This is a genomic window from Ruegeria sp. O6 (assembly GCF_056535045.1).
Map to the genome: position 1 here is coordinate 1 of NZ_JBQERM010000024.1, position 22,181 is coordinate 22,181.

Sequence of the window (22,181 nt, forward strand, 5' to 3'; positions counted from 1 at the left end):
CTCCTCTGCCGAATGCTGGCGCCGTGTCTTCCTGCGGATGTCTTTGACAACTCTCTCTGCTGACGCTTTCTGTTTCCCGGATTTCATTCTCATCTCCACTCTCTGATGGTTGCGATGAGCCTGAAATCCTCCGCTACGCAATCAACCTAGTCTGTTCCATGGGTGCTGATGGCGGACAGTCAATGTATCAAACGAACTCACAAGCCTTGCGCCTGATTCAGCCCGTGACTTGGGGCCTGATGCACGAAGGCGGGGCCGCGTATCTAACCGCTGTTGCGTGGTGAGGTGATCCGATGAGTAAACACCTATCCACCGGGACGCCGGAACCGCGCCCGAACTACGCGCCTAACGTGGCTTGGAAGGAGTCCAGATGGTCGCCCGCTGGCTACCTGTTTCGATATGGCCGCGCCGATGGGTCCGCCTATCTGATGGTCACTGACAAAGCCGCCGGGGATTTGCTGATTTGTCAGGCCAGACAAGAGGGGCAAAGCATGGCCGTTGAATGGGCGATTGAACCGCCCGAGGCCGCGCGAAAGACGATCACGCAACACCTGAACGCACATTTTCAGGCAATGCTAGGGGGCCGCATCTGATGGACACACCGACCAAACCAAAGCCCGCACCTGTGGCCGAGTTTCCGACTCTGATTGTCTCGCCCGATTACGATCTGCGCACCGGGCAACCGTCAGAGGATGCCGTTTGGCTTGGCGTCCAAGGTGCGCATCGGGTGGGGCGATTATTCCGGGGCGATGGTCTGACACTGGCCGAGTCCGTGCTGCACCAAATCACCGAATTTGGCCTGCCTGATGAAACCCGGATTATTTGGCAGAACCTATTCAGCACCACGCGGGAAACGCTAGGCGCAATCCGCCGCCGATCTGCCGAGGTGCTGGACGAAAGGGCTAAGTCAAACGCCCTGAAACTCTACACGCCAAACCACCGAAAGCACCCGGCCCACGCTGGCCGGGGAAGGCCCCCGAAATCTGCAAGGATGAAAGGTTGAACCAATGGCCCTAGTCACGCTTTACAACAACCGGGGCAACCCGGTTTGCCAGACCGACAACGCCGCCGGGTGGCTGGCGTCTGCCCGATATGAACCGATCAATTCGCGGCTACAGATGCACCACGTTTTGAGGGTGGACCCCGGCTTAGATAATCCGATGCACACCCGCCTTTGGATCAAGCCCGAGGATTTGCCCGCGCCCTGACCGTTGGCCCGGTTTGATGTTGGGTGATTCAAGTCATTCAACATCTTGCAGTCTGGATTTTCGGATTCTACCTATGCGGTATGACAAAAGAAGAACTTGAATTTGAGCGCCAGAAGTGGCTTGCGGAAATCAATCATCAAACCGCAATCCGAGAAAGTGAAATCAACCGCGAACACGCCATTCGCGCGCATGATCGAAGTAAGGAAGAAGAAAACGACTATTTGAAAGCGGCATTAGACACTTCGGCGTTGGCGATACGGTCATTAATTCTTGTAAACGGCGCGGCTGTAATCGCTTTGTTAGCTTTCTTGGGCGCGGTAGAAGCTAGTGCGGGTGCCGCAGAATTTAACTCCACATATCTTGTTTGGCCGATACTCTGGTTTGCGTTGGGTGTCGGTAGTGGAGCCACAACCGCTGTTTTGGCTTACGTGGTTAATCTTTTGGATCACGGTATTTCTTGTCAGGTAAAGTTGAAGTGGGAACACCCTTACGTTGAAAGAACGGACGGGGCTAAAAGAGACCAGACGATAAGAACAGTCGTTTTCTGGATTGCGTTGCTATCGGCGCTGTCGTCTTTGGTGATGTTCTTTGTTGGCATATTCTCCGTAACTGACGCGATCATGCAGTCAGGAATTTAACTCCGCTCTAAAGTTTGGCACCAGATCAACACCGTTTTATCATGGCCCCAAGGGTAGAGTTTTGACGGACTCCCAACTGGCCCCTGTCCGATCTGGCGGATTTGCACGGGGGCCTTTTCCGTCTAGGCTGGCGTCAACTGCACCGCTCTCGTGCCGTTTCTGGCGGGGCCTTCCATATTGGCCGAAACTGGCCGTTGCCCCGCCGTTTCCCAAAAGTAAAATCCTTTAGCCTTTACTCTGGTATTTTTGACCCGCTGTAAGCCCCACTGAGGGCCGGAACTGGCCGTTGCCCCGCCGTTTCCCAAAAGTAAAATCCTTTAGCCTTTACTCTGGTATTTTTGACCCGCTGTAAGCCCCACTGAGGGCCGGAACGGGTGTTTTTCGGTTAGCTTATGCCTGTTTTTCCAATGTTCTTAAGTCAGGGCAATGGCTTCTTCGACTTGAGAGCCCAAACGTCATTCTCGGTTTCAGACCCGCGAGCACCAAGTTCGACGAGCAGTCGCGTTGTTGTTTCGAAGTCCGCGCCAATCACACGAGATAGAGTTTCAAGTTTTCTCCACTCTTTTCCTTTGGGGGGGGTCTCTAACATCTGCTGCAAGTCCGCTTTACGCAATTCGTCTAGTTCGCGCCCTTTTTTGGTATCAAGATGATGCTTGTAGTAGATGCCTATCAAAGTCACACCGCCGCCCACAATCACCCCAATAATCCCCGAAACGAATTCCATCATTAGGTCGCTCCTTTGTTCGTACTTAAGAGTTAACGCTTTCGGCGTACGCTTTGTCGCGTTATTCTTTGATATGACAACGTTTCCTCGCCGTTGTCATCAACCTCTACGCTGACGCTATCCGCAATGAAGGCCTCAAGATAAGGATTGTGTCCGCACACAATGTTGCCTTCCCATCTATCGACGAATTCCGCAGGGTAGGGGTTTTGTTGCGGTTTGTTGTACCGAGCTTGTACTAATTGCTCATGAAGCCGAAAAACTCGAGTCTTGTAAATGACGTCCACGTATTCGCGAACCTTCTTTGGAGATGTCCGAGCGCTTAAGATTGCTACATCCGGTTGGTCCACAGCCGCGTGATCGCCCAACCAACTCCATTTTATTATCCATGCTTTCATAGTACTAATTTCCAGAGTTGCGCATATCTCATTCCTACGTGACTTCGGTTCTTCGCCAAAGACTCAAATCGAAAATCTACCGTTTGTCTCGCGGTACGTATGCTTTTTGTTCGAGGCAGTCGTAAGTAATCGCAAGGCCGGGGTTTTTTGTTAGTATGAAACCGTGGCGAGATCATATCAGCTTCGCCACATCACGCGGGTTCTGATTAGCATCTTTCCCGCGTGACTCCTTCAAGCGGTTAGCAGGTGCGAAAAACGATGCTGATTAACAAAGGCTCCTGATCAGAGGCCCGAACGGGCAACCCCGGAACACGGAATCAGATTTGGGGCCTTTCTCTACCCCCGCGACATTTCGTCAATTTCCGTACCGCTTCGCTGCAAAAGTCCGGAAATCGAGTCCGGAAATTCCGAACCCCGGAAACAGACCCAGGCCCAAAAATGCTTTATTTTCATGGAGTTATAATGGTGCTGCTGGAGAGAATTGAACTCTCGACCTCTCCCTTACCAAGGGAGTGCTCTACCTCTGAGCTACAGCAGCGCTGTGGGCGGGTGATTAGACTCAAACGAAACGCGGCGCAAGGGTGTCTGGACGGTTTTTTTCGCCTCCTGTAGAGAAAGATCATGACGGATAAAAATTCACCCAAAAAACAAGGTAAACCCGGCGATGCGCGCGAGGCGCGGCTGAAGGCGGCGCTCAAGGCCAACATGGCGCGTCGCAAGGCGCAGGCCAAGGCGCGCGCGGCCGCGGGGGACAAGCCTGGCAAGGACGAGGGATAAGAGCAGATGGATTCGATTCTGGTAACGGGCAACGGCCCGCTGAACGGTCAGATACCGATTGCGGGGGCCAAGAATGCGTGCCTGACGCTGATGCCCGCAACATTGTTAAGCGAAGAACCGCTGACGCTGACCAATGCGCCGCGGCTGAGCGATATCAGGACCATGACCGCGCTGCTGCAATCGCTGGGGGCCGAGGTGTCGTCGCTGCAAGACGGTCAGGTGATTGCAATGTCCAGCCACAGCCTGACCAGCCAGACCGCCGATTATGACATCGTGCGCAAGATGCGTGCGTCTAATCTTGTGCTGGGCCCCTTGCTGGCGCGGTTCGGGCAGGCGGTCGTGTCACTGCCGGGCGGTTGTGCGATCGGTGCCCGTCCGATGGACCTGCATGTCGAAGGGCTCGAGGCGCTGGGCGCCGAGATTGAGCTGAAGGACGGCTATCTGCACGCCAAGGCTCCGGGTGGTCTGAAAGGGGCCGTGCATCAGATGCGCTTTGCCTCGGTCGGGGCCACCGAAAACATCGTCATGGCCGCCACGCTGGCCAAGGGCACCACGGTGCTCAAGAACGCCGCGCGCGAGCCCGAGATCGTCGATCTGGTTGAATGCCTGCGCAAGATGGGTGCCCAGATTTCCGGCGAAGGTACCCCGACCATCGAAATTCAGGGCGTCGACCGGCTGCACGGGGCCACACATCAGGTTGTCACCGACCGGATCGAGCTGGGTACCTATATGCTGGCCCCGGCGATTTGTGGGGGCGAGGTCGAACTGCTGGGCGGTCGCATGTCACTGGTCGAATCCTTTGCGGCCAAGCTGGATGCGGCAGGCGTCAGCGTTTCAGAAACCGAGGGCGGTCTGAAAGTGGCCCGCAAAAACGGGCGTGTGCGCGCGGTGGATGTGGTGACCGAACCTTTCCCCGGCTTCCCGACCGACTTGCAGGCGCAGATGATGGCGCTGATGTGCACGGCTGAGGGCACCTCGGTTCTCGAAGAACGCATCTTCGAAAACCGCTTCATGCACGCCCCCGAACTGGTGCGCATGGGCGCGCATATCGAGGTGCATGGCGGCACCGCCACGGTGACCGGGGTCGAGTGCCTGAAAGGCGCACCGGTGATGGCGACCGACCTGCGGGCCTCGGTCTCGCTGATCCTTGCCGGATTGGCGGCAGAAGGGGAAACAACGGTCAGCCGGGTCTATCATCTGGACCGCGGATATGAACATGTGGTGCGCAAGCTGGAAGGCGTGGGTGCAAAGATTGAACGGATCAAGGGCCAATGACAGACGCAAGCTTTGAAGACGGGCGCGAGGCGCCGCTTAATCTGGGGGCCGAGGATGCAGATGACCTTCAGGTGATCTCGACCCTCGCGCAGGATGCCGTGTTTCCGGTGACCGAGATGAAGTGGCAACCGGCGCAGCGCCGCTTTGGCTTGCTGCTGAACCGCTTCCGCTGGGAAGACAAGGATGCCGCCGCCCGCCGCGACCGCCCGTTTGAACGGGTGCAGTCGGTGCTGGTCTTCGGTTCGGTTCTCTCGGTGTCCAGTCAGGGCATTGATCGCGGTGACACTGACATGATCATGTCGCTGCTGTCGGTTGTTTTCGAACCCGGCGAGGATGGCGCGGGCCATGTCCTGCTGACGCTGGCCGGTGACGGCGCGATCCGCCTGACGGTCGAGGCGCTGGATGCCACCCTCAAGGACGTCACGCGCCCTTATCAGGCCCCCTCCGGTCAGGCCCCGCATCATCCCGAATAGATGCAGAACAAGCGCGGCATATCTCAGGCGTTTTCGAAGGTGCCCGAAGGTGTCACTCTGCGTCGCGCCATCGTTTTCGACGTTTTCGACATCAGTCGGGTTCTGATCCGTTCGATCACGCAGCTCTGCGGGGCCGATCATCAGGGTGACCCGCAGGCCATCGCGCAATGGACCGATAACAAGGACCCGGCCACGATCCGGGGCTGGATCAAACCTGGATCGCAGATCTGGCAGGCTGAACGGGCCGGGCAGGTGGCTGCCGTAGGCGGTTTGTTGGAAACCGGAGAGATCACTCTGCTTTACATCGACCCGGATCATACGGGCTGTGGTCTGGGGGCAGCGGTTTTGAACCGGCTGGAACGGGAACTGGTCGCGGCGGGATGTTCCTCAGCCTCGCTTGAGGCAACAAAAACCGCGCAGGATTTCTATCTGCGCCACGGCTGGCAGGCTACCGGCCGGTGCTGCGGCCACGGGGATTTGTCCTGCTTTGCCATGCACAAATCGCTGCACCCCGTGGGCTGAGGGTTGAGGCCGCGCGCTCCGGGCGATATGTCCCAATGCGCAACGCCCGGAGTGCCAGATCATGCCCGTTTTCCTTGATACCAAATCGCCCGATTTCGAACCCGCCTTCCGGACCCTGCTCTCGGCCAAGCGCGAGGACAGCCCGGATGTGGATGCGGTTGTGGCGCAGATCATCGACGACGTGCGCAACCGGGGCGATGCGGCGGTGATCGAACTGACGGCCAAATTCGACCGGCTGGCGCTGACGCCCGAAACGCTGGCCTTCAGCGCACAGGAGATCGCGGATGCGGTGGCGCTGGTCGGGGCCGAAGATCGCACGGCGCTGGAACTGGCTGCTTCCCGTATCCGGGCCTATCACGAAAGGCAATTGCCCGAGGATCAGGAATGGACGGATGCAACGGGCGCAACACTCGGCTGGCGCTGGTCTGCCGTCTCGGCCGCGGGGCTTTACGTGCCGGGTGGGCTGGCATCGTACCCGTCATCGGTGCTGATGAACGCCATCCCGGCCAAAGTGGCCGGTGTGGAACGGCTGGCAATCGTGGTGCCCACGCCCGACGGGCAGGTGAACCCGCTGGTGCTGCTGGCGGCACAGCTGTCGGGTGTGGACGAGGTCTATCGCATCGGCGGCGCGCAGGCCGTGGCGGCGCTGGCCTACGGCACCGACACCATCGCGCCGGTCGACAAGATCACCGGACCGGGCAACGCCTTTGTCGCCGCCGCCAAGCGGCGCGTCTTTGGCAAGGTCGGCATCGACATGATTGCCGGCCCCTCGGAAATTCTGGTCATTGCCGACAAGGACAACGACCCCGACTGGATCGCGCTGGACCTGCTCAGCCAGGCCGAGCATGACGAAAGCGCGCAGTCGATCCTGATCACCGATGACGCCGCATTCGGCCAATCCGTCGCGCAGGCGGTCGAAAAACGGCTGGAAACCCTGCAACGCCGCGCCATCGCCGGGGTCAGCTGGCGCGACTACGGCGCGGTGATCACCGTGCGCAACCTGGACGAGGCCGCGGCCCTGTCCAACCGCATTGCCCCGGAACATCTGGAACTTTGCGTGGCCGACCCGCGCGCGCTGAGCGAAAAAACCATCCACGCCGGAGCCATCTTTCTGGGTCAGTACACACCCGAAGCCATCGGCGACTACGTCGGCGGTCCCAACCACGTGTTGCCCACCGCCCGCTCGGCACGGTTTTCGTCTGGCCTCAGCGTGATGGATTTCCTCAAACGCACCACGCTTAGTCAGATGACTCCCGAAGCCCTGCGTGCCATCGGCCCTGCTGCCGAACAGCTGGCGCGCTCGGAAAGCCTCGAGGCGCATGGCCTCTCGGTCACCGCGCGCCTGAACCGCCTGAATGGCTGAAATGACGCAAAGACCGGGCGCATATGGCGTTTCTGTGCGTTGCCCGTTGAATATCATTGTTATAGGTCTGTGCTGACGCAAGGAATGTGACTGTAAAGATGACCCGCATCTCGCATATCGAACTGGATGATAGAAATCTGCCGCCGCCCACGCCCGAGATCGAGCAGGAGCGCAAGGTCGCCATCTATGATCTGCTGGAAGAAAACAGCTTCTCGCTGCCCAAACGCGACGACCGCGTTGTGCCCGAGGGCCCCTATCGCCTCCAGCTTTCGATCCGCGACAAACGGCTTGTCTTCGACATTGAAACCGAGGCCAACGAAAAAGCGGCCGAGTTTCACCTGTCGCTCGGTCCCTTCCGGCAGGTGGTCAAGGATTACTTCCAGATCTGCGAAAGCTATTTCGATGCGGTGAAATCGCTGCCGCCCAGCCAGATCGAAACCATCGACATGGCCCGCCGGGGTATCCACAACGAAGGCAGCCGCGTGTTGCAGGAACGGCTGGAAGGCAAGGCAGATGTCGACACCGACACCGCCCGTCGCCTGTTCACGCTGATCTGCGTTCTGCATTTTGGGGGCTGACGCGTGAAGCCTCTGCCGCAGTCGGTCTTGTTCTGTTGCGACCACAACGCGGTTCGGTCCCCGATGGCCGAGGGGCTGATGAAGAAATTCTATGGCACCGGCACCTATGTCCAGTCCGCCGGTGTGCATAACGATCTGGAAATCGACGGCTTCAGCATCGCGGTCTGCCACGAGGTCGGCGTGGAACTGTCCCGCCACCGCTCGCGCTCCTTCGACGAGATGCAGGAATGGGGCGATGACCTCAGCTCGTTCGATCTGGTCGTGGCGCTGTCGCCCGCCAGCCAGCGGCAGGCGCTGGAACTGACCCGTGTTTTTCACCTCGATGTCGATTATTGGCCAATAATGGACCCTACCGGGATGGGCGAGACCCGCGAACAAAAGCTACATCACTACCGACAGACCCGCGACCAGATCATTCAGCATCTGAAAGACCGCTGGGGCGAACCAACGGAGGGGACATGAACCAGACCGTCAAAACCTATTTCGATGCCTTCAACGCCGGTGACGTCGATGGCATGCTGGCCTGCCTGTCCGATGACGTGGCCCATCACGTGAACGAAGGCCAGATTCGCGTCGGCAAGGACAAGTTCGCCGCCTTTTGCGCCCATATGAACCGCTGCTACCGAGAAAACCTGACCGACATCGTCGTGTTCGAGGCTCAGGGCGGCACCCGCGCCGCGGCCGAATTCATCGTCAACGGCACCTATCTGGAAACCGACGAGGGCCTGCCCGACGCGCACGGCCAGACCTATCGCCTGCCTGCCGGGTCGTTCTTTGACCTCAGGGACGGCAAGATCACCCGCGTCACCACCTTCTATAACCTTGCAGACTGGACCAAACAGGTCTCGAATGGCTGACGTCACCGACGTCCGCCCCCTGACCGGAGCGGCACTCGGGGCCGCTCTGGATGATGTCGCCCGCCTGCGGATCAGGGTATTTCACGCCTGGCCCTATCTCTATGACGGCGATCTGGAATACGAACGCAATTACCTGCAATCCTACCGCGACAGCGACAAGGCCATCGTGGTCGGCGCCTTCGATGGCGACCGCCTGATCGGCGCCTCGACCGGTGCGCCGCTGACCGACCACGCCGACGATTTCGCCGCGGCCTTCGCAGACACCGGGCTCGATCTGTCGCAGATCTTCTATTGCGCTGAATCCGTCCTGCTGCCGGACTATCGCGGGCAGGGCGTCGGCCACAAATTCTTCGACACGCGCGAGGAGCACGCCCGCGCTCTGGGCTTTGCCAAATGCGCCTTTTGCAGCGTGCAGCGCCCCACCGACCACCCCCTGCGCCCCGACCACTACCGCCCGCTGGACACCTTCTGGCGCGCCCGCGGATACGAGCCCTTACCCGGCGCAATCGCCCAATTCTCGTGGAAGGATATTGGGGAGGAGGGAGAAACGCCGAAGCCGTTGCAGTTCTGGATCAGGGAGCTGTGACCAAAATTTTGTCGTTATTAGTTGGCAGCGAATGAAGACGATATTGGTGAGTGTGCCCAAAAACCAACAGCCATAGAATGCGGAATCCGGTTGTTGATTTGGCGTTTAAGTGCATTGAAGAACGTGAAACAAATTGAAGGACCAGAATTGCTGGGGCATGAAGAAAATAGGAGTCAACGATTTGATTTATCGCGCAACATCCGCACTGTTTGTTTTATTAACGTTTGCAGCATGCACCCCTCAGGGGCCAAGTCGAGATGAGGTTTGGGAAACCATAGAAGGCTGTGATGGTAATGAGCGGTGTGCATTCGCAACATTGGTGACCAACGAATACAACAAAATTGCGGGTAAGCCTCTGGGGCAAGGAGTTTCTGTGAGAGGAGCGAAAACGGACGGTAAAGTCGTATCACTTGCAGTCAATGTTCCTGAACGCATCAAAACTGAACCGACAAGGGATGGCAGAACAGCGGAACAACAGTTGGCTTACTCTGTCAAAAAGGATCTTTGTGGTAAGAAAGATACTCGGCGGTTTTTCGAAATAGGCGGTGAGCTTGAATTTTCAACTTACCTTCCGACAGGAGAGCGTTTTTCAAAAAGCACTGTGGATTCCTGCTAAATTAACACAGGCTAGTTGCTCAGTGAGACCAGGGAGAAAACTCGGTTCAGTTGCCGCGCTGTGCCTCGTTTGAAAAAGGACGCATTAGCGCATCTGGTGGTGCGACCAAACTATACAGCCCGGGGCGGTATCAACCAGTGTCTAGCGAAAATGTTACTCAAGGGGACCCCATCAATGAAAGTCGCAACCGCAGCGTATAATCTCGACTGGCTCGACAGCTGGGCGCAGTACGAGGACAAGCTGGACCGTTGGGTTGCCGAGGCTGCCGGGCAGGGGGCCGGGCTGCTGGTGTTCCCCGAATACGGCGCGATGGAGGTGTCGACGCTCGATGGTGCCGAGGTGGCGGGTGATCTTGAACGCTCGATCCGCGCGGTTTCCGACCGGTTCGAGGATGTACAAAATTTGCACTCGCGCCTCGCAAGTGCGTACAAAACGTACATTTTGGGTGCATCGGCCCCGGTGGTGGATGGGTCCGGCCGCCCGGTGAACCGCGCCGCGTTCTACGCCCCGGACGGTGGCCGCGACCATCAGGACAAGCAGATCATGACCCGCTTTGAACGCGAGGACTGGGACATCGCTCCGGGCGGTCCGCTCAAGCTGTTCGACACCGCGCTGGGCAAAATCGGTGTTCTGATCTGTTATGACAGCGAGTTTCCCCTGCTGGGCCGCGCACTCAGCGATGCGGATATGATCCTTGTACCGTCCTGCACCGAAGCGCTGTCAGGGTATTGGCGTGTTCGCATCGGGGCAATGTCAAGAGCATTGGAAAATCAATGCGTTACGGTTATGTCGTCACTGGTCGGAGCCAACGATTGGTCCGAGGCAGTGGACATGAACACCGGCATGGGCGGCGTTTTCGGCCCGCCGGACAAGGGGTTTCCAGCCACCGGAGTGCTGGCCGAGGGCACTCTGAACCAACCCGGCTGGACCTATGCGGATGTCGACCTGTCCGCCATCGCCGCGGTCCGCGCCGATGGCCACGTGCTGAACCGGACCCATTGGCCAGAGCAGGACGCCCGAGTCGAAACGGTCACATTATCCGCCCTTTAGATGAATCCGCCCTTGAAATAAGGGAAAAATAGGCTCATTTAAGCGCACATCCCCGCAGATTCTGCGGGCGCAACCTAATGATGGAGACAACATGGCCAAGGAAGATACGCTCGAATTTCCCGGTGTCGTGAAGGAACTCCTGCCTAATGCGACGTTTCGGGTCGAGCTGGAAAACGGCCATGAAATCATCGCACATACGGCAGGAAAGATGCGCAAGAACCGCATCCGTGTTCTGGCCGGCGACAAGGTTCAGGTCGAGATGACCCCCTATGATCTGACCAAGGGTCGGATCAACTACCGCTTCAAATAACGCCTGCCGAGATGGCGTTTATCCTGGGATCAGGCAGCCCAAGGCGGCTGGACCTGCTGGCGCAGCTTGGCGTGCAGCCCGACGCCATCCGCCCCCCTGACATCGACGAAACACCGCTGAATGGTGAGCTTCCTGTTCCCTATTGCAACCGCATTACGCGTGAAAAAGTAATGGCAGTTCAATCGGATAGCGGTGACATCACGCTTTGCGCGGACACGACAGTTGCACTGGGGCGGCGTATTCTGGGCAAGCCCGAAGATGAGGGTCAGGCCGCAGAGTTCCTGTACGCTCTGTCCGGTCGCCGCCACCGGGTGATCACCTCGGTCGCGGTTCGGCGCGGGGATCGCATCCTGCAACGTGATGTCGTCTCGCAGGTCAAGGTCAAACGCCTGTCTGACGTTGAAATCAACGCTTATCTGGCGACCGGTGATTGGCAAGGTAAAGCTGGGGCCTACGCGATCCAGGGCCTTGCTGGTGCGTTTATCCCATGGATTTCGGGCTCATTCACTGGCATCGTGGGGCTGCCCTTGTCCGAGACTGCCGCCTTGCTGCAAGGGATCGGCTACCCACTATATCGCGAGGCATCATGAAGGGTCGCACCATCGTTCTGGACCATATCCAAGGCCGCGAGGCCGCGGCGTTGATGGTCGACGGAAAGCTTGATGATCTCCTGATTGCCGCCGACGCGCCGGCACCCGGCACCATCTATCGTGCCCGCGCCGATCGACCGGTCAAGGGGCAGGGCGGTATGTTCCTGACGACACCCGACGGCCCGGCTTTTCTTCGACAGGTCAAAGGTTTAGCGCCGGGTGCCACGCTTCTGGTGCAGGTGGGCGGATATGCCGAGCCCGGCAAGGCCATCCCTGTAACCAACCGCATCCTGTTCAAAAGCCGCTTTGCCATTGTCACACCCGACGCGCCGGGCCTGAACATCTCGCGCAGCATCAAGGATGAAGACAAGCGGGATCAACTGCTTGAAATCGCGCATGAACAAATGGGCGACAGCCCCTACGGGTTGATCCTCCGCTCCTGCTGCATGGATGCGGATGCCGGTGACATTGCTGACGACATTTCGGCCATGCTTGCGCAAGCTGAACAAGTGATGACGGACGAGGGCTCCGACGTCGAACTGCTCAGCGAAGGTGACAGCCCGCATATCCTCGCATGGCGCGACTGGACCGATCCTGCCGAGGTTGTGACGAAAACCGGCAGTTTTGAAACCCATAGTGTGCTGGACGCGCTGGATGTCGCCCTTGGTGTTTCCGAGCCTCTCCCCGGAGGCGGATACCTCTATATCGAACCGACCCGCGCGTTGGTGGCCGTTGACGTGAACACAGGCGCGGATACGTCGCTGGCGGCCGGGACAAAAGCCAACTTCGCTTGTGCCAAAGCTTTGCCACGTGCATTGCGTGTGCGCGGGCTGGCGGGGCAGATCACACTGGATCTGGCTCCGATGCCCAAGAAAGACCGCCGAGGGTTCGAATCCGCCCTGCGTGCGGCCTTCAAGTCGGATCCGGACGAGACGATACTGGCGGGATGGACACCTCTGGGGCATTTCGAGTTGCAGCGCAAACGCAGCCGGTTACCTGTCGCTGAGGTCCTGAAATGAGCTGTCCGATCTGCGGAGAAGAAACGCAAAAGAAGTTCCGCCCGTTCTGTTCGAAACGCTGCGCAGACATTGATCTGGCCAAGTGGCTGAACGGCTCTTACGCGGTCCCGTCTCAGCGCGAAGACGACCCTGAGACCGAGGCCGATGCGGACGAACGCAATACAATGCGACCGCACTGAAAAAATGTAAAAAAGCCTCTGGACACTGCCGGTAGCAAGTCATAGAACGCCTCCACCCAACGACAAACGTCGTTCCCGTGCCCGGGTAGCTCAGGGGTAGAGCAGTGGATTGAAAATCCTCGTGTCGGTGGTTCGATTCCGCCCCCGGGCACCATTTAAGCCAAAGAAATGAGCGATGGGTATCAAACGCTTCGCGTTCGATGTTTGGGCCTTTGGCTCGTCTGCAAGATGCCTGACCGAAAGAGTCCAGATTTGCGTGAAGGTGCCAAATGACCCATAGCATTGGACAACAGGTTGCCGTCTAAAGCCTAGCACTCTGTCATCTTTTTCCGTTCCGGAATTGTGGAATTGAAAAGCAAGGCGCTTGCTCGGGTGGGCTCTGAACAGACGGCTCGGTGCACCGAGTGGAGCGGAATATCCGCGATCGATCGGTTTGCGTAGGGCGAACTGCCAGGGTGTGCAAGGTCAGGTCACACGTGTGCGTTGATCCTCGATCCCCATTGAGACCAGCGAAGGTTCTTCGCGTTGGCTGGTCTGAAAGCTTGCTTTGTCCTGCATCTTATCCCAATTGCTCAGGATCAGGCACTGCGCGACGGCTCCGCCCAGTGTGGTTCCCGGTCCAGTGACGATGAACATGTCGGGTGCAAACTCTTTCGCGGCTTGTGATACGGCCTTTGTGAAATCATAGGTTTCGGTCACCTGATGACCCAACGTGTAGTCCCAAAGCGCGTCCAGATCACAGGCGCCGGGCCACCAGATCTGACCGCGGCCATCTATCATGGGCAAATTGGGTTGCCGGAACAGATCTTCGGCAAGGCGGTTGCGACCGGCTTCGGCAACTGGGCGTTGCAGGTGCGAATGAAACCCTGCGTGGTTGGCCAGCCGCATCGGAAAGCGTTCCTGCACCACAGGCACCTTGTTTTCAAAGGCGGATAACCCAGCCTCATCCCCGGCCAGAACCAGCATCCCACCCAGATCAATTGACAGGGTGAGGGTCGCGCCGGTGTCGTCAATCTCAGCGACCAGAGCCAGCAGTTCGGCCTTGCGTGCCGGGTTCGGCTGCCAGTCGGCATCCAAGAAGGGGTAGATCAACTGGCCGCCAATCAGGCTCTGCTGCATGAGTGTTCCCATGGTGTTGACCACCTCGAACCCAGCCTCGGCGGTCAAGGCGCCCCCGCAGGCCAGGGCCGAATACCAACCCATCGAGTTTCCGGTCACAGCCACCACGTCGACCTTTTCCGGATCAATGGCACGAAAATCGCCCAGCGTCGCGGAATAGATCAGGGCCGAGGCATTGTCGCCGCGCGTGTGCTTTGCCACGGAATACCGCGTTGCGCCGTCCAGTTCGCTTAGGGTTTCCTGACCCTGCGTGCGGCGCATGTCGTCGAAATGGGCCAGCAGGGCCTTGTCGGTAAAATGGCGGCTCAGAACCCCCAATTCAGGTTTGTTATAGGTGCCGCGCCCCGGACAGATGACAACAGCGGTTTGTTTTGCTGACCTCATTTGCCCGTCTCCATCAGGGATCTTGCTGCGGCCTCGATGCTGTCTTTCGATGGCATAGTTGCGGCATAGGCCGGGCCGGTGGCGATAAAACTGTCTTCGGCCGTAATACGTGCCATCGGCACATCTGTGGTTTCGTGGAAATGGGCCATCAGGGCTTCGGCCACGCCACCGTGATGCCGGGTTTCATCGACGATCAATATCCGCTTGGCGCCGCTTACGGCCCGGGTCAGCGCGTCTTTGGGCAGCGGTGACAACCAGCGCATGTCAATGATCCGGTTTTTTATCCCGTCGGCCTCCAGCGGTTTGCGCGCCTGATGGCTGAGGTAGACGCCATTGCCAAAGGTAACAATCGCCAGATCGTCGCCGTCGCCATCCACGCCGACCTCGCCGAAACCGATCCTTTCGGATGGGTCGGGGTAGGTGTGCATCCAGCCTGCGTCCCCAGCTTCGTGCAAGTCCCGCATCGGGTAGAGCGCGATGGGTTCCAGAAACACGACCAGCCGCTGTTCTTCCCGGGCCAGCCGCACGCATTCACGCAGCATTCGTGCAGCGTCGGCGCCGTTCGATGGGCAGGCCAGGATCAGCCCCGGAATATCGCGCAGAACCGCGACCGAGTTGTCATTGTGGAAATGCCCGCCAAAACCTTTTTGATACCCCAACCCGGCGATGCGCACGACCATCGGGTTGGTGTACTGACCGTTCGAGAAGAAGGGCAGGGTGGCCGCTTCGCCGCGCAACTGGTCTTCGGCGTTATGAAGATAGGCCAGGAACTGGATTTCCGGCATGGGCGTAAACCCGTTCTGAGCCATCCCGATGGCTAGGCCCAGAATCGACTGTTCGTCCAGCAGCGTGTCGATCATCCGGTCAGGGCCGAAACGGGCCTGAAGCTTTTGCGTCACGCCATAGACACCGCCCTTGCGCCCGACATCTTCGCCCATCATCACGATCTCACCGTGTTCAAGCATAAGGTCGCTCAGGGCCCAGTTGATCAGGCGTGACATGATCTGGGGTTCAGCATGTGCTTTGAGGTCGCCGCCGAATACTTCAGCCCGATGTTCAGCTGACGGGCCATTGGTCGGGGCACAGGGGCGTGCGGGCGGGATCAGGCTGGCCATCACGTCACCTGCGGTTTTCAGGCGAGGGCGGGTGATCGCCTTGTCGGCGACGCGGGAGACGCGGTCGCAGGTGTCGGTGTATACCTTCAGGGCGTCATTCGGTTGCATCGCACCGGATTGTTCCAGCAGACGGACGGAGTGCAGCAGGGGGTCGTTCGCCTCTTCGGCTTCGACCTCGGATTTTGGCATATAGGTGGTGGGCATATCTGCCCCGGCGTGGCCATACAGGCGCACCGTGCTGATGTGCAGAAATGCGGGCTTCTTGCGGCTGCGGACATAGGCGGCGGCTTCTTGTGCGACACGGTAGGTTTCGAAAATATCGAGCCCGTCACACGTGAAATACTTCAGTCCCGGTCGATGAGAGAATGTTGCGGCAATCCAGCCTTGTGGTGTCTTGGTCGAAATTCCGATCCCGTTGTCCTCACAGCAGAACAGCAGTGGCAGGGGAACCGACTGGTAAGACGTCCACTGCGCGGTGTTGAACGCGCCTTGCGCTGTGGAATGGTTGGCCGAAGCATCACCAAAGGAACAGTAGACGATGGCGTCGTCCGGCATTTCTGCATGTTCGGGTTTGTGACGGCGGGCTGCCGCGATTGCATAAGCCGCGCCGACAGCTTTGGGCAGGTGGCTGGCAATGGTCGAGGTCTGTGGCGGGATGCAAAGCGCTTTTGACCCCAACACCTTGTGCCGCCCACCGCTGATCGGATCATCAGAGGATGAAGCGAAGGACAACAGAATATCCCATGTCGGGCTCTGCCCCGGCACCTGATCGGACCGGGCGATCTGAAACGCGGCGTCGCGGTAGTGCAGAAAAGCGGGGTCTGTCGGGCGCAGGGCTGCCGCCACGGCGGCCATCCCTTCGTGACCAGAGGAGCCGATGGTATAGAATCCCTGGCCCGCTTTCTGCATTGCCCGGCTTTGGCGGTCCAATGCACGGCTGAGACATTGCGCGCGATACAGCCCGACCGCTTCGGACGCTGTCAGTGGGCCAGACGGCGTCGCGCCAGCGGGGAAATCCCGTGCCGCAACCCGGCGCAGGAAGTTGTCATGCACAATGGTTGCGCGATCCATCTTTGTCGTCCTCAGGCGAAGGCTTGCAGGCCCGTTTGCGCGCGACCCAAGATCAAGGCATGAACATCATGCGTGCCTTCATATGTGTTCACGGTTTCCAGATTCACCATGTGGCGGATCACGTGGAAATCTTGGCTGATGCCATTGCCACCGTGCATGTCACGTGCGTGGCGTGCGACCTCAAGTGCCTTGCCGCAATTGTTGCGCTTGATCAGACTGATCATTTCCGGCGCTGCGCGGGCTTCGTCCATCAGACGACCCACGCGCAGAGCGGCCTGAAGGCCCAAGGCGATTTCCGTCTGCATGTTCGCAAGCTTTAGCTGGAACAGCTGCGTTTGCGCCAAAGGGCGGCCGAACTGTTTTCGGTCCAGACCATATTGCCGCGCGGCGTGCCAACAGGCCTCAGCTGCGCCCATCGATCCCCAGGCGATACCGTATCGTGCACGGTTCAGGCAGCCAAACGGCCCTTTCAGACCTTCGACACCCGGCAACAGAGCATCTTCCCCGACCTCGACATTGTTCATCACTATCTCACCCGTGATCGAGGCGCGCAGCGACAGTTTGCCTTCGATCTTCGGAGCTGAAAGACCGGGTGTGCCTTTTTCAAGAACGAAACCCTTGATCTTGCCGTCATGCGCGTCTGATTTGGCCCAGACAACAAACACGTCAGCAATGGGCGCGTTCGAGATCCACATCTTTGACCCGTTGAGGACATAGCCCCCATCAGTCTTTTTTGCGACGGTTTTCATGCCGCCGGGGTCCGAGCCTGCATCGGGCTCGGTCAGGCCAAAGCAGCCAATAGACTCACCGCTGGCCAGTTTCGGAAGGTATTTCCGGCGCTGTTCATCCGTTCCGTAGGCATAGATCGGATACATGACGAGGCTGGACTGCACCGACATCATCGAGCGGTAACCGCTGTCGACCCGTTCCACTTCGCGTGCGACCAGACCGTAAGTGACATAGCTGGCACCGATGCCGCCGAATTCTTCGGGGATAGTCGTGCCCAGAAGGCCCATTTGACCCATCTCGCGAAAGATTTCGGGGTCTGTTTCTTCATTGGCGAAAGCCTGGGTCACACGGGGCAGCAGTTTGTCCTGCGCGTAGGCGTTGGCCGCATCGCGCACCATGCGTTCGTCTTCGGCCAGCTGGTCTTCCAGCAGAAAAGGGTCATCCCAAGTGAAAGGGCCAAGCTGGGGGCGGGATTGTGGTTTCATGAGAGTTTCCTTTCTACAGCGGCTTTGAGACGTGCAAGCCCCGCTGCAATTGTATCTTGGGCATAAGCAAAGCTCAGGCGAAAATGTCCGGGCAACCCGAAGGCGCGACCGGGAACCAGAGCGACACCGGCATCTTCCAACAACCAGGTGCAGAAGTCAGCGTCATTTTTGAACGGTCCTCCCTGATCCTCAAGCAGTCCGGCGCAGGAAGGAAAGGCGTAAAACGCCCCGTCGGGAGCCGCGCAGCGCAACCCCGGAACCGTGTTCAACCCTGCAACCACCAGATCACGGCGTTCGGAAAAAATGACCCGGCGTTCTTCCAACAGGTCCGGGCTGCCGGTCAGCGCCGCAAGCGAGGCCCATTGTGCAATCGAACAGGCGCCCGATGTAACCTGCCCCTGAACGGCCACCATTGCCTTGATCATCTCGACCGGCCCGATCCCCCAGCCGATGCGCCATCCGGTCATGGACCATGCTTTGGCGACACCGTCGACGATCAACAGACGGTCGGCAAGGTCAGGGGCCGCCTCGGCCACTGAAACAAACGGAGTGAAGCTGAGATGGCGATAAATCTCATCCGCAAGAACCCAGACCTGTGGATGCCGAGACAGAACAGATGCGAGGGCGGCAATTTCATTCTGCGTATAGATTGCCCCCGACGGGTTCGACGGCGTGTTGAGCATCAGCCAGCGCGTGCGCGGTGTGATTGCGGCCTCTAACTGTTCCGGCAGAAGCTTGAATCCCTGATCCATCGGGCATGGCAGAATGACGGGCGTCCCACCCGCCATCCGCACAATGTCAGAATAGCTGGTCCAGTAGGGCGCGGGCATGATGACCTCGTCGCCGGGGTTCAGGCTGGCCAGCATCGCATTGGCAATCACCTGCTTGGCACCGGTGGACACAATGACCTGAGCCACTTCGGCTTTGGCCTGCCGGGCAACTTCGGCGCGCAGGTCGGGCACCCCGGCCGTCGGCGGGTATTTCGTCTTGCCGTCCAGCGCTGCCGCGTGGGCAGCTTCGACCACATGGGGCGGGGTCGGCAGGTCAGGTTCACCGGTCGACAGCGCCAGAACATCGCGCCCTTCCGAACGCAAGCGTGCGGCGGCCTCGGATATCTGCACGATTTCGGACAATTCGATACCGTTTAGTCGGTTTGCGCGGTGAAACACTGTCAATCTTCCTCTGGAGGTGACTGAGGTTCTATCTGCAAAGTAACTTGATAAAAATACGCTGTTTTGTATCGTTTCTGTGACTAAAACTCATAAGTGATATGCCCAGAATCAGCTCCCTCCCGTCTTTTGCCCTCATGCGCAGCTTCGAGGCTGCCGCGCGCCACGAAAGCTATACCATGGCAGCAGAGGAGCTTGGTGTGACGCAGGGCGCGGTTAGCCGCCAGGTGCGTGAACTTGAGGCTGCGCTGGGGGTGACGCTGTTTCGCCGGGTCGGGCGTGCCGTTCGCTTGTCGAAAGCGGGTCGCGCTTTGTTTGAAGAACTTGCAGGCGACCTAGAGCGGCTGAACGGTACGATCAATCGTGCGATCGCGGCCGGTGACGGTGCGTCGTTGCTGACCTTGGCGGTCCTGCCCACCTTTGCTACACGGTGGCTGGTGCCAAGACTGCCGGATTTCAAGCACCTGCATCCGGGGATCGAACTGGATTTGCATTCCTACACAACACCGTTCAGCCTGGAAGAGCGGCGCGTGGACCTTGCCATTCACTTTGGCCACGAAGACTGGCCCGGTGCGCGGCTACGCAAGCTGTTCCCGGAAAAACTTGTCGTGGCAGCCGCGCCCGTGTTGTTGGGCGACCAACGGCCTTTCGAGGAACAGCATGTGTTCGATCTGCCGCTGTTGCATCTGACCTCACGGCCCGGGCTATGGTCCGAGTATCATGCCAGCCTTGGGCTTGACGCCAGAGCGGTTTTTCCAGGGATGCGCTTTGATCAGTTCTCGATGCTGATCGAAGGCGCAGTTGCAGGGCTTGGGGCTGCGATTTTGCCGTCCTACCTGATCGAGGCCGAGTTGGCGTCGGGCGCGCTGGTCCAGACCGGGCAATTGGTGAATGCCTCGGGCAGCGCATATTTCATTGCAACGCCGACCGGGCAGAGGAACGAAGCCGTACAAGCATTTGCGGACTGGATCATCCGGCAAACGAAAAGGCATTTGTAAGGGTGCGGGCGCGACAGAAGGGTTACAGCATCCGGATGCCCTGCATGGTCTGGATGATTGCCAGATCCTGCTCGTAAAGCTCTGTAAATGCGTCAACGATGTCTGCGTTCCAGCCGGGCAGATCAAGTTCTTCTTCGACCTCATCGGGCCGGGCATAGTCCTCCAAAACCCGCGCAAGGTCTTCGCGTTGAGCGTCCTTGTCGAGGCCGACGCCGCCCCGCACGATGTCCAGAACATGCTGTTGACCGGTTTCAGTCAGAAGCGACGACAGCAACGCATATTCATCCACCAGAGGAGCGTCACCGGGCAGGCCCGCCATTGCGCGCGTGATATCCCCCAGAATCAGTGGCAAATGTTCGTTCTTCCACAAAGTGAGCTGCACCTGAGGTGCAAGATCGCGCAGATCTTCGATCATACTCAACCAGCTCAGGCAACTCAGATCGGTGCTGGTCAGAATCTCCTGCCGGTGATCTTCATGGATCGACATAAGGACCTTGGGTATGAAAAAACCGGGGTTCACCAGACCGACAAATATTTCGACCTGAGCATCGTCCAGCAAGGTCTGCACATAGGCTGTCCGCTGCCCGGCAAAAGGGTAAATCTGTCCATGTTGCAGGGCAGAGCGTGTTGGGCCAAAGAACTTGTCGTTCGAGAGGATGACACGATCAACATTTGGATCATCCGGAAGAAGGGCGTGCAGCCCGTCCTGTGTTTCTGCATCAGACAAATCCTGAGCAAGGGCATCAGACAGAACCTTGACAAACTGACGTCCGCCGCGCGGTCCCAAGATCGCAGCACGGCAATCCGCCAAGGCCTGCTTGTTTGCCGAGAGCGAGGACAGCACTTGCCCTTCATCGGCGAAAGCGGCCCCGGCATGGATTACTACCTGCATCTTTTGTCCTTTTTCCCTCAGGGGCTGGGTCCATCCCATTCCATGTCTTTGCGTCGCGTGAAAATCTGCAATGAACCAACCGTGCGGTTTCTGCACTTTCTCAGGAAATCGGGCAATCCCCAAGTTTGAGTTAAAAATGAGGGTTGCAGTCCTCTGTCGGACGAAGTAATCGACTGCCAGTGCCCCTATAGCTCAGCTGGTAGAGCAACTGATTTGTAATCAGTAGGTCCGCGGTTCGAGTCCGTGTGGGGGCACCATTAAATCACTGAAATCTCTTAAATATAAGCGTTTTAAAGCGCATTCTCTGGATTCGAAGGTGACACACGAGGCGACGCTATGCCTCTAGCCATCGCTGAATTTGGAGCGGTTATGATCTCAGCAAATTCTTTTCTCAGAAGAAAGAGGGCGGTGTTTACTATTTTCGGAGGCGAGTTCCCGACGATGTTCGTAAGCATTATCCAAACCTCAGTACCTTAAACCACAGTGATGCTTGGGTTTGATATTCGGCCTGTAGACACTTGTTTAGGACGATTGTTATGGGATTAGCGACTGGAAGCTCCTTGAGCAGCTACCAGATTTGAAAGAAGTGCAGGCTGCTGAAATTGGATTGGTATCAAGCATGAGTGATGAGTTTCAAAGAAAAGTCTTCGTGGACTTGGCCATCACTTTTTGGCTTTTGGCTAAGTCGATGTAAAAAGGCTCAACGAAAGTACTAAAGGAACGTCTGCTGCGGACCAGCCTCTGTAGCTCTATGGTTCACAATCGTTTTGCGGTTCGTTTGCTAAGCTAGAGAAGTGTCTCCGGTGCGCAGTGGCGCATTTCTGTTGTTCACGACGTTAGAACAACAGATTGCGGCGACAAACTTATTCACACGTACTTCGAGCAGCTAAAGAGTATATGATGAAAACTCTAAATCTGTCCGGTAGGCGCTGACTTCAGACACCTTAACATGTCCGTCATCGAATGATTTGGAACACGAGCGTTTGATTGGCTTAGGAGGATCAGGCTCGCCGCAGTTTCAATCTACGCCGCGTTCTGATGATGCAGCAAGCGGCGTTT

27 protein-coding genes and 3 tRNA genes are annotated in these 22,181 nt (G+C 58.2%); 23 read left to right on the forward strand and 7 right to left on the reverse strand.

The genetic code is table 11. From position 1 onward, the window contains the following. Positions 1-293 precede the first annotated feature (293 nt). The 4 genes from ACR0DY_RS19160 (at position 294) to ACR0DY_RS19175 (ending at position 1,846) form a co-directional block, all read left to right on the forward strand. Positions 294-593, forward strand: a complete 300-nt coding sequence (locus ACR0DY_RS19160; protein WP_480898947.1) for a hypothetical protein — start codon at positions 294-296, stop codon at positions 591-593. Further along, a complete protein-coding gene (locus tag ACR0DY_RS19165; RefSeq protein ID WP_480898949.1) occupies positions 593-1,003 on the forward strand; it encodes a hypothetical protein in 411 nt (136 codons plus the stop codon). Before ACR0DY_RS19160 ends, ACR0DY_RS19165 begins: the two co-directional genes overlap by 1 nt. A 4-nt stretch (positions 1,004-1,007) precedes the next feature. After that, complete coding sequence (locus tag ACR0DY_RS19170; protein ID WP_480898951.1) at positions 1,008-1,208, forward strand: hypothetical protein; 201 nt, start codon at positions 1,008-1,010, stop codon at positions 1,206-1,208. 80 nt (positions 1,209-1,288) lie between these two features. Then, entirely contained in the window at positions 1,289-1,846 is a 558-nt protein-coding gene (locus tag ACR0DY_RS19175) for a hypothetical protein (RefSeq protein ID WP_480898953.1), read from the forward strand. A 418-nt stretch (positions 1,847-2,264) separates the two neighbouring features. On the opposite strand, the gene ACR0DY_RS19180 is transcribed toward ACR0DY_RS19175, so the two are convergent. Continuing rightward, a complete protein-coding gene (locus tag ACR0DY_RS19180) occupies positions 2,265-2,573 on the reverse strand; it encodes a hypothetical protein (protein ID WP_480898955.1) in 309 nt (102 codons plus the stop codon). An 855-nt stretch (positions 2,574-3,428) separates the two neighbouring features. Beyond that, positions 3,429-3,503, reverse strand: a tRNA-Thr gene (locus ACR0DY_RS19185). Between the two features lie 83 nt (positions 3,504-3,586). On the opposite strand from ACR0DY_RS19185, the gene ACR0DY_RS19190 reads away from it, so the two are divergent. The 16 genes from ACR0DY_RS19190 to ACR0DY_RS19265 all read left to right on the forward strand — a co-directional run bounded on the left by ACR0DY_RS19190 (position 3,587) and on the right by ACR0DY_RS19265 (position 13,314). Beyond that, positions 3,587-3,742, forward strand: a complete 156-nt coding sequence (locus ACR0DY_RS19190) for a hypothetical protein (RefSeq protein WP_480898956.1) — start codon at positions 3,587-3,589, stop codon at positions 3,740-3,742. A gap of 6 nt (positions 3,743-3,748) precedes the next feature. Further along, positions 3,749-5,017, forward strand: coding sequence for a UDP-N-acetylglucosamine 1-carboxyvinyltransferase (murA, locus tag ACR0DY_RS19195; protein ID WP_480898958.1), 1,269 nt, complete (start codon positions 3,749-3,751; stop codon positions 5,015-5,017). Then, the gene (locus ACR0DY_RS19200; RefSeq protein ID WP_480507465.1) at positions 5,014-5,490 is read left to right on the forward strand and encodes a DUF2948 family protein; all 477 of its coding nucleotides are present in this window, start codon (positions 5,014-5,016) and stop codon (positions 5,488-5,490) included. The genes murA and ACR0DY_RS19200 overlap by 4 nt, the downstream gene beginning before the upstream one ends. Further along, positions 5,491-6,012, forward strand: coding sequence for a GNAT family N-acetyltransferase (locus ACR0DY_RS19205; protein WP_480898965.1), 522 nt, complete (start codon positions 5,491-5,493; stop codon positions 6,010-6,012). 61 nt (positions 6,013-6,073) lie between these two features. Further along, positions 6,074-7,375: a histidinol dehydrogenase gene (hisD, locus tag ACR0DY_RS19210; protein ID WP_480898968.1), complete on the forward strand. Its 1,302-nt coding sequence runs from the start codon at positions 6,074-6,076 to the stop codon at positions 7,373-7,375. A 98-nt stretch (positions 7,376-7,473) separates the two neighbouring features. Then, complete coding sequence (locus tag ACR0DY_RS19215) at positions 7,474-7,953, forward strand: UPF0262 family protein (protein WP_171722821.1); 480 nt, start codon at positions 7,474-7,476, stop codon at positions 7,951-7,953. A 3-nt stretch (positions 7,954-7,956) separates the two neighbouring features. Beyond that, a complete protein-coding gene (locus tag ACR0DY_RS19220) occupies positions 7,957-8,415 on the forward strand; it encodes an arsenate-mycothiol transferase ArsC (RefSeq protein WP_209505795.1) in 459 nt (152 codons plus the stop codon). Continuing rightward, the gene (locus ACR0DY_RS19225; protein WP_480488382.1) at positions 8,412-8,810 is read left to right on the forward strand and encodes a ketosteroid isomerase-related protein; all 399 of its coding nucleotides are present in this window, start codon (positions 8,412-8,414) and stop codon (positions 8,808-8,810) included. The genes ACR0DY_RS19220 and ACR0DY_RS19225 overlap by 4 nt, the downstream gene beginning before the upstream one ends. Next, entirely contained in the window at positions 8,803-9,396 is a 594-nt protein-coding gene (locus tag ACR0DY_RS19230; protein WP_480898971.1) for a GNAT family N-acetyltransferase, read from the forward strand. Before ACR0DY_RS19225 ends, ACR0DY_RS19230 begins: the two co-directional genes overlap by 8 nt. A 157-nt stretch (positions 9,397-9,553) precedes the next feature. Next, positions 9,554-10,012 carry a hypothetical protein gene (locus tag ACR0DY_RS19235; RefSeq protein ID WP_480488378.1) on the forward strand — a complete coding sequence of 153 codons (459 nt, stop codon included), beginning with the start codon at positions 9,554-9,556 and terminating at the stop codon, positions 10,010-10,012. A 174-nt stretch (positions 10,013-10,186) separates the two neighbouring features. Then, positions 10,187-11,062: a carbon-nitrogen hydrolase family protein gene (locus tag ACR0DY_RS19240; RefSeq protein WP_480898974.1), complete on the forward strand. Its 876-nt coding sequence runs from the start codon at positions 10,187-10,189 to the stop codon at positions 11,060-11,062. Positions 11,063-11,153: 91 nt separating this feature from the next. Continuing rightward, positions 11,154-11,372, forward strand: a complete 219-nt coding sequence (gene infA / locus ACR0DY_RS19245) for a translation initiation factor IF-1 (protein ID WP_005978431.1) — start codon at positions 11,154-11,156, stop codon at positions 11,370-11,372. Between the two features lie 11 nt (positions 11,373-11,383). Beyond that, positions 11,384-11,962 carry a Maf family protein gene (locus tag ACR0DY_RS19250; protein ID WP_480546347.1) on the forward strand — a complete coding sequence of 193 codons (579 nt, stop codon included), beginning with the start codon at positions 11,384-11,386 and terminating at the stop codon, positions 11,960-11,962. Then, a complete protein-coding gene (locus ACR0DY_RS19255) occupies positions 11,959-12,981 on the forward strand; it encodes a ribonuclease E/G (protein WP_209508066.1) in 1,023 nt (340 codons plus the stop codon). The genes ACR0DY_RS19250 and ACR0DY_RS19255 overlap by 4 nt, the downstream gene beginning before the upstream one ends. Next, positions 12,978-13,160, forward strand: coding sequence for a DNA gyrase inhibitor YacG (locus ACR0DY_RS19260; protein WP_480473599.1), 183 nt, complete (start codon positions 12,978-12,980; stop codon positions 13,158-13,160). Before ACR0DY_RS19255 ends, ACR0DY_RS19260 begins: the two co-directional genes overlap by 4 nt. 79 nt (positions 13,161-13,239) lie before the next feature. After that, positions 13,240-13,314 (forward strand) — tRNA-Phe (locus ACR0DY_RS19265). A 311-nt stretch (positions 13,315-13,625) separates the two neighbouring features. On the opposite strand, the gene ACR0DY_RS19270 is transcribed toward ACR0DY_RS19265, so the two are convergent. Genes ACR0DY_RS19270 through ACR0DY_RS19285 form a run of 4 tightly spaced genes read right to left on the reverse strand, consistent with a single transcriptional unit; the run spans position 13,626 to position 19,232 of the window. Beyond that, the gene (locus ACR0DY_RS19270) at positions 13,626-14,663 is read right to left on the reverse strand and encodes an ACP S-malonyltransferase (protein WP_480484484.1); all 1,038 of its coding nucleotides are present in this window, start codon (positions 14,661-14,663) and stop codon (positions 13,626-13,628) included. Further along, on the reverse strand, positions 14,660-16,849 hold the full coding sequence (locus ACR0DY_RS19275; protein WP_480546345.1) for a thiamine pyrophosphate-dependent enzyme: 2,190 nt from the start codon (positions 16,847-16,849) through the stop codon (positions 14,660-14,662). The genes ACR0DY_RS19270 and ACR0DY_RS19275 overlap by 4 nt, the downstream gene beginning before the upstream one ends. 11 nt (positions 16,850-16,860) lie before the next feature. Further along, complete coding sequence (locus ACR0DY_RS19280) at positions 16,861-18,063, reverse strand: acyl-CoA dehydrogenase (protein WP_209508024.1); 1,203 nt, start codon at positions 18,061-18,063, stop codon at positions 16,861-16,863. Beyond that, positions 18,060-19,232, reverse strand: a complete 1,173-nt coding sequence (locus tag ACR0DY_RS19285) for a pyridoxal phosphate-dependent aminotransferase (protein WP_480546343.1) — start codon at positions 19,230-19,232, stop codon at positions 18,060-18,062. Before ACR0DY_RS19285 ends, ACR0DY_RS19280 begins: the two co-directional genes overlap by 4 nt. Before the next feature lie 101 nt (positions 19,233-19,333). On the opposite strand from ACR0DY_RS19285, the gene ACR0DY_RS19290 reads away from it, so the two are divergent. Further along, positions 19,334-20,230 carry a LysR substrate-binding domain-containing protein gene (locus ACR0DY_RS19290; protein ID WP_480488363.1) on the forward strand — a complete coding sequence of 299 codons (897 nt, stop codon included), beginning with the start codon at positions 19,334-19,336 and terminating at the stop codon, positions 20,228-20,230. A gap of 22 nt (positions 20,231-20,252) precedes the next feature. Here the strand turns inward: ACR0DY_RS19290 and ACR0DY_RS19295 are convergent, their stop codons facing one another. Then, positions 20,253-21,122, reverse strand: coding sequence for a hypothetical protein (locus ACR0DY_RS19295; protein ID WP_480473567.1), 870 nt, complete (start codon positions 21,120-21,122; stop codon positions 20,253-20,255). A 181-nt stretch (positions 21,123-21,303) separates the two neighbouring features. Here ACR0DY_RS19295 and ACR0DY_RS19300 point away from each other — a divergent pair. Both ACR0DY_RS19300 and ACR0DY_RS19305 read left to right on the forward strand, forming a co-directional pair. Next, positions 21,304-21,379 (forward strand) — tRNA-Thr (locus tag ACR0DY_RS19300). A 99-nt stretch (positions 21,380-21,478) separates the two neighbouring features. Further along, positions 21,479-21,622, forward strand: a complete 144-nt coding sequence (locus ACR0DY_RS19305) for a DUF6538 domain-containing protein (protein ID WP_480484539.1) — start codon at positions 21,479-21,481, stop codon at positions 21,620-21,622. Positions 21,623-22,181: the final 559 nt, after the last annotated feature.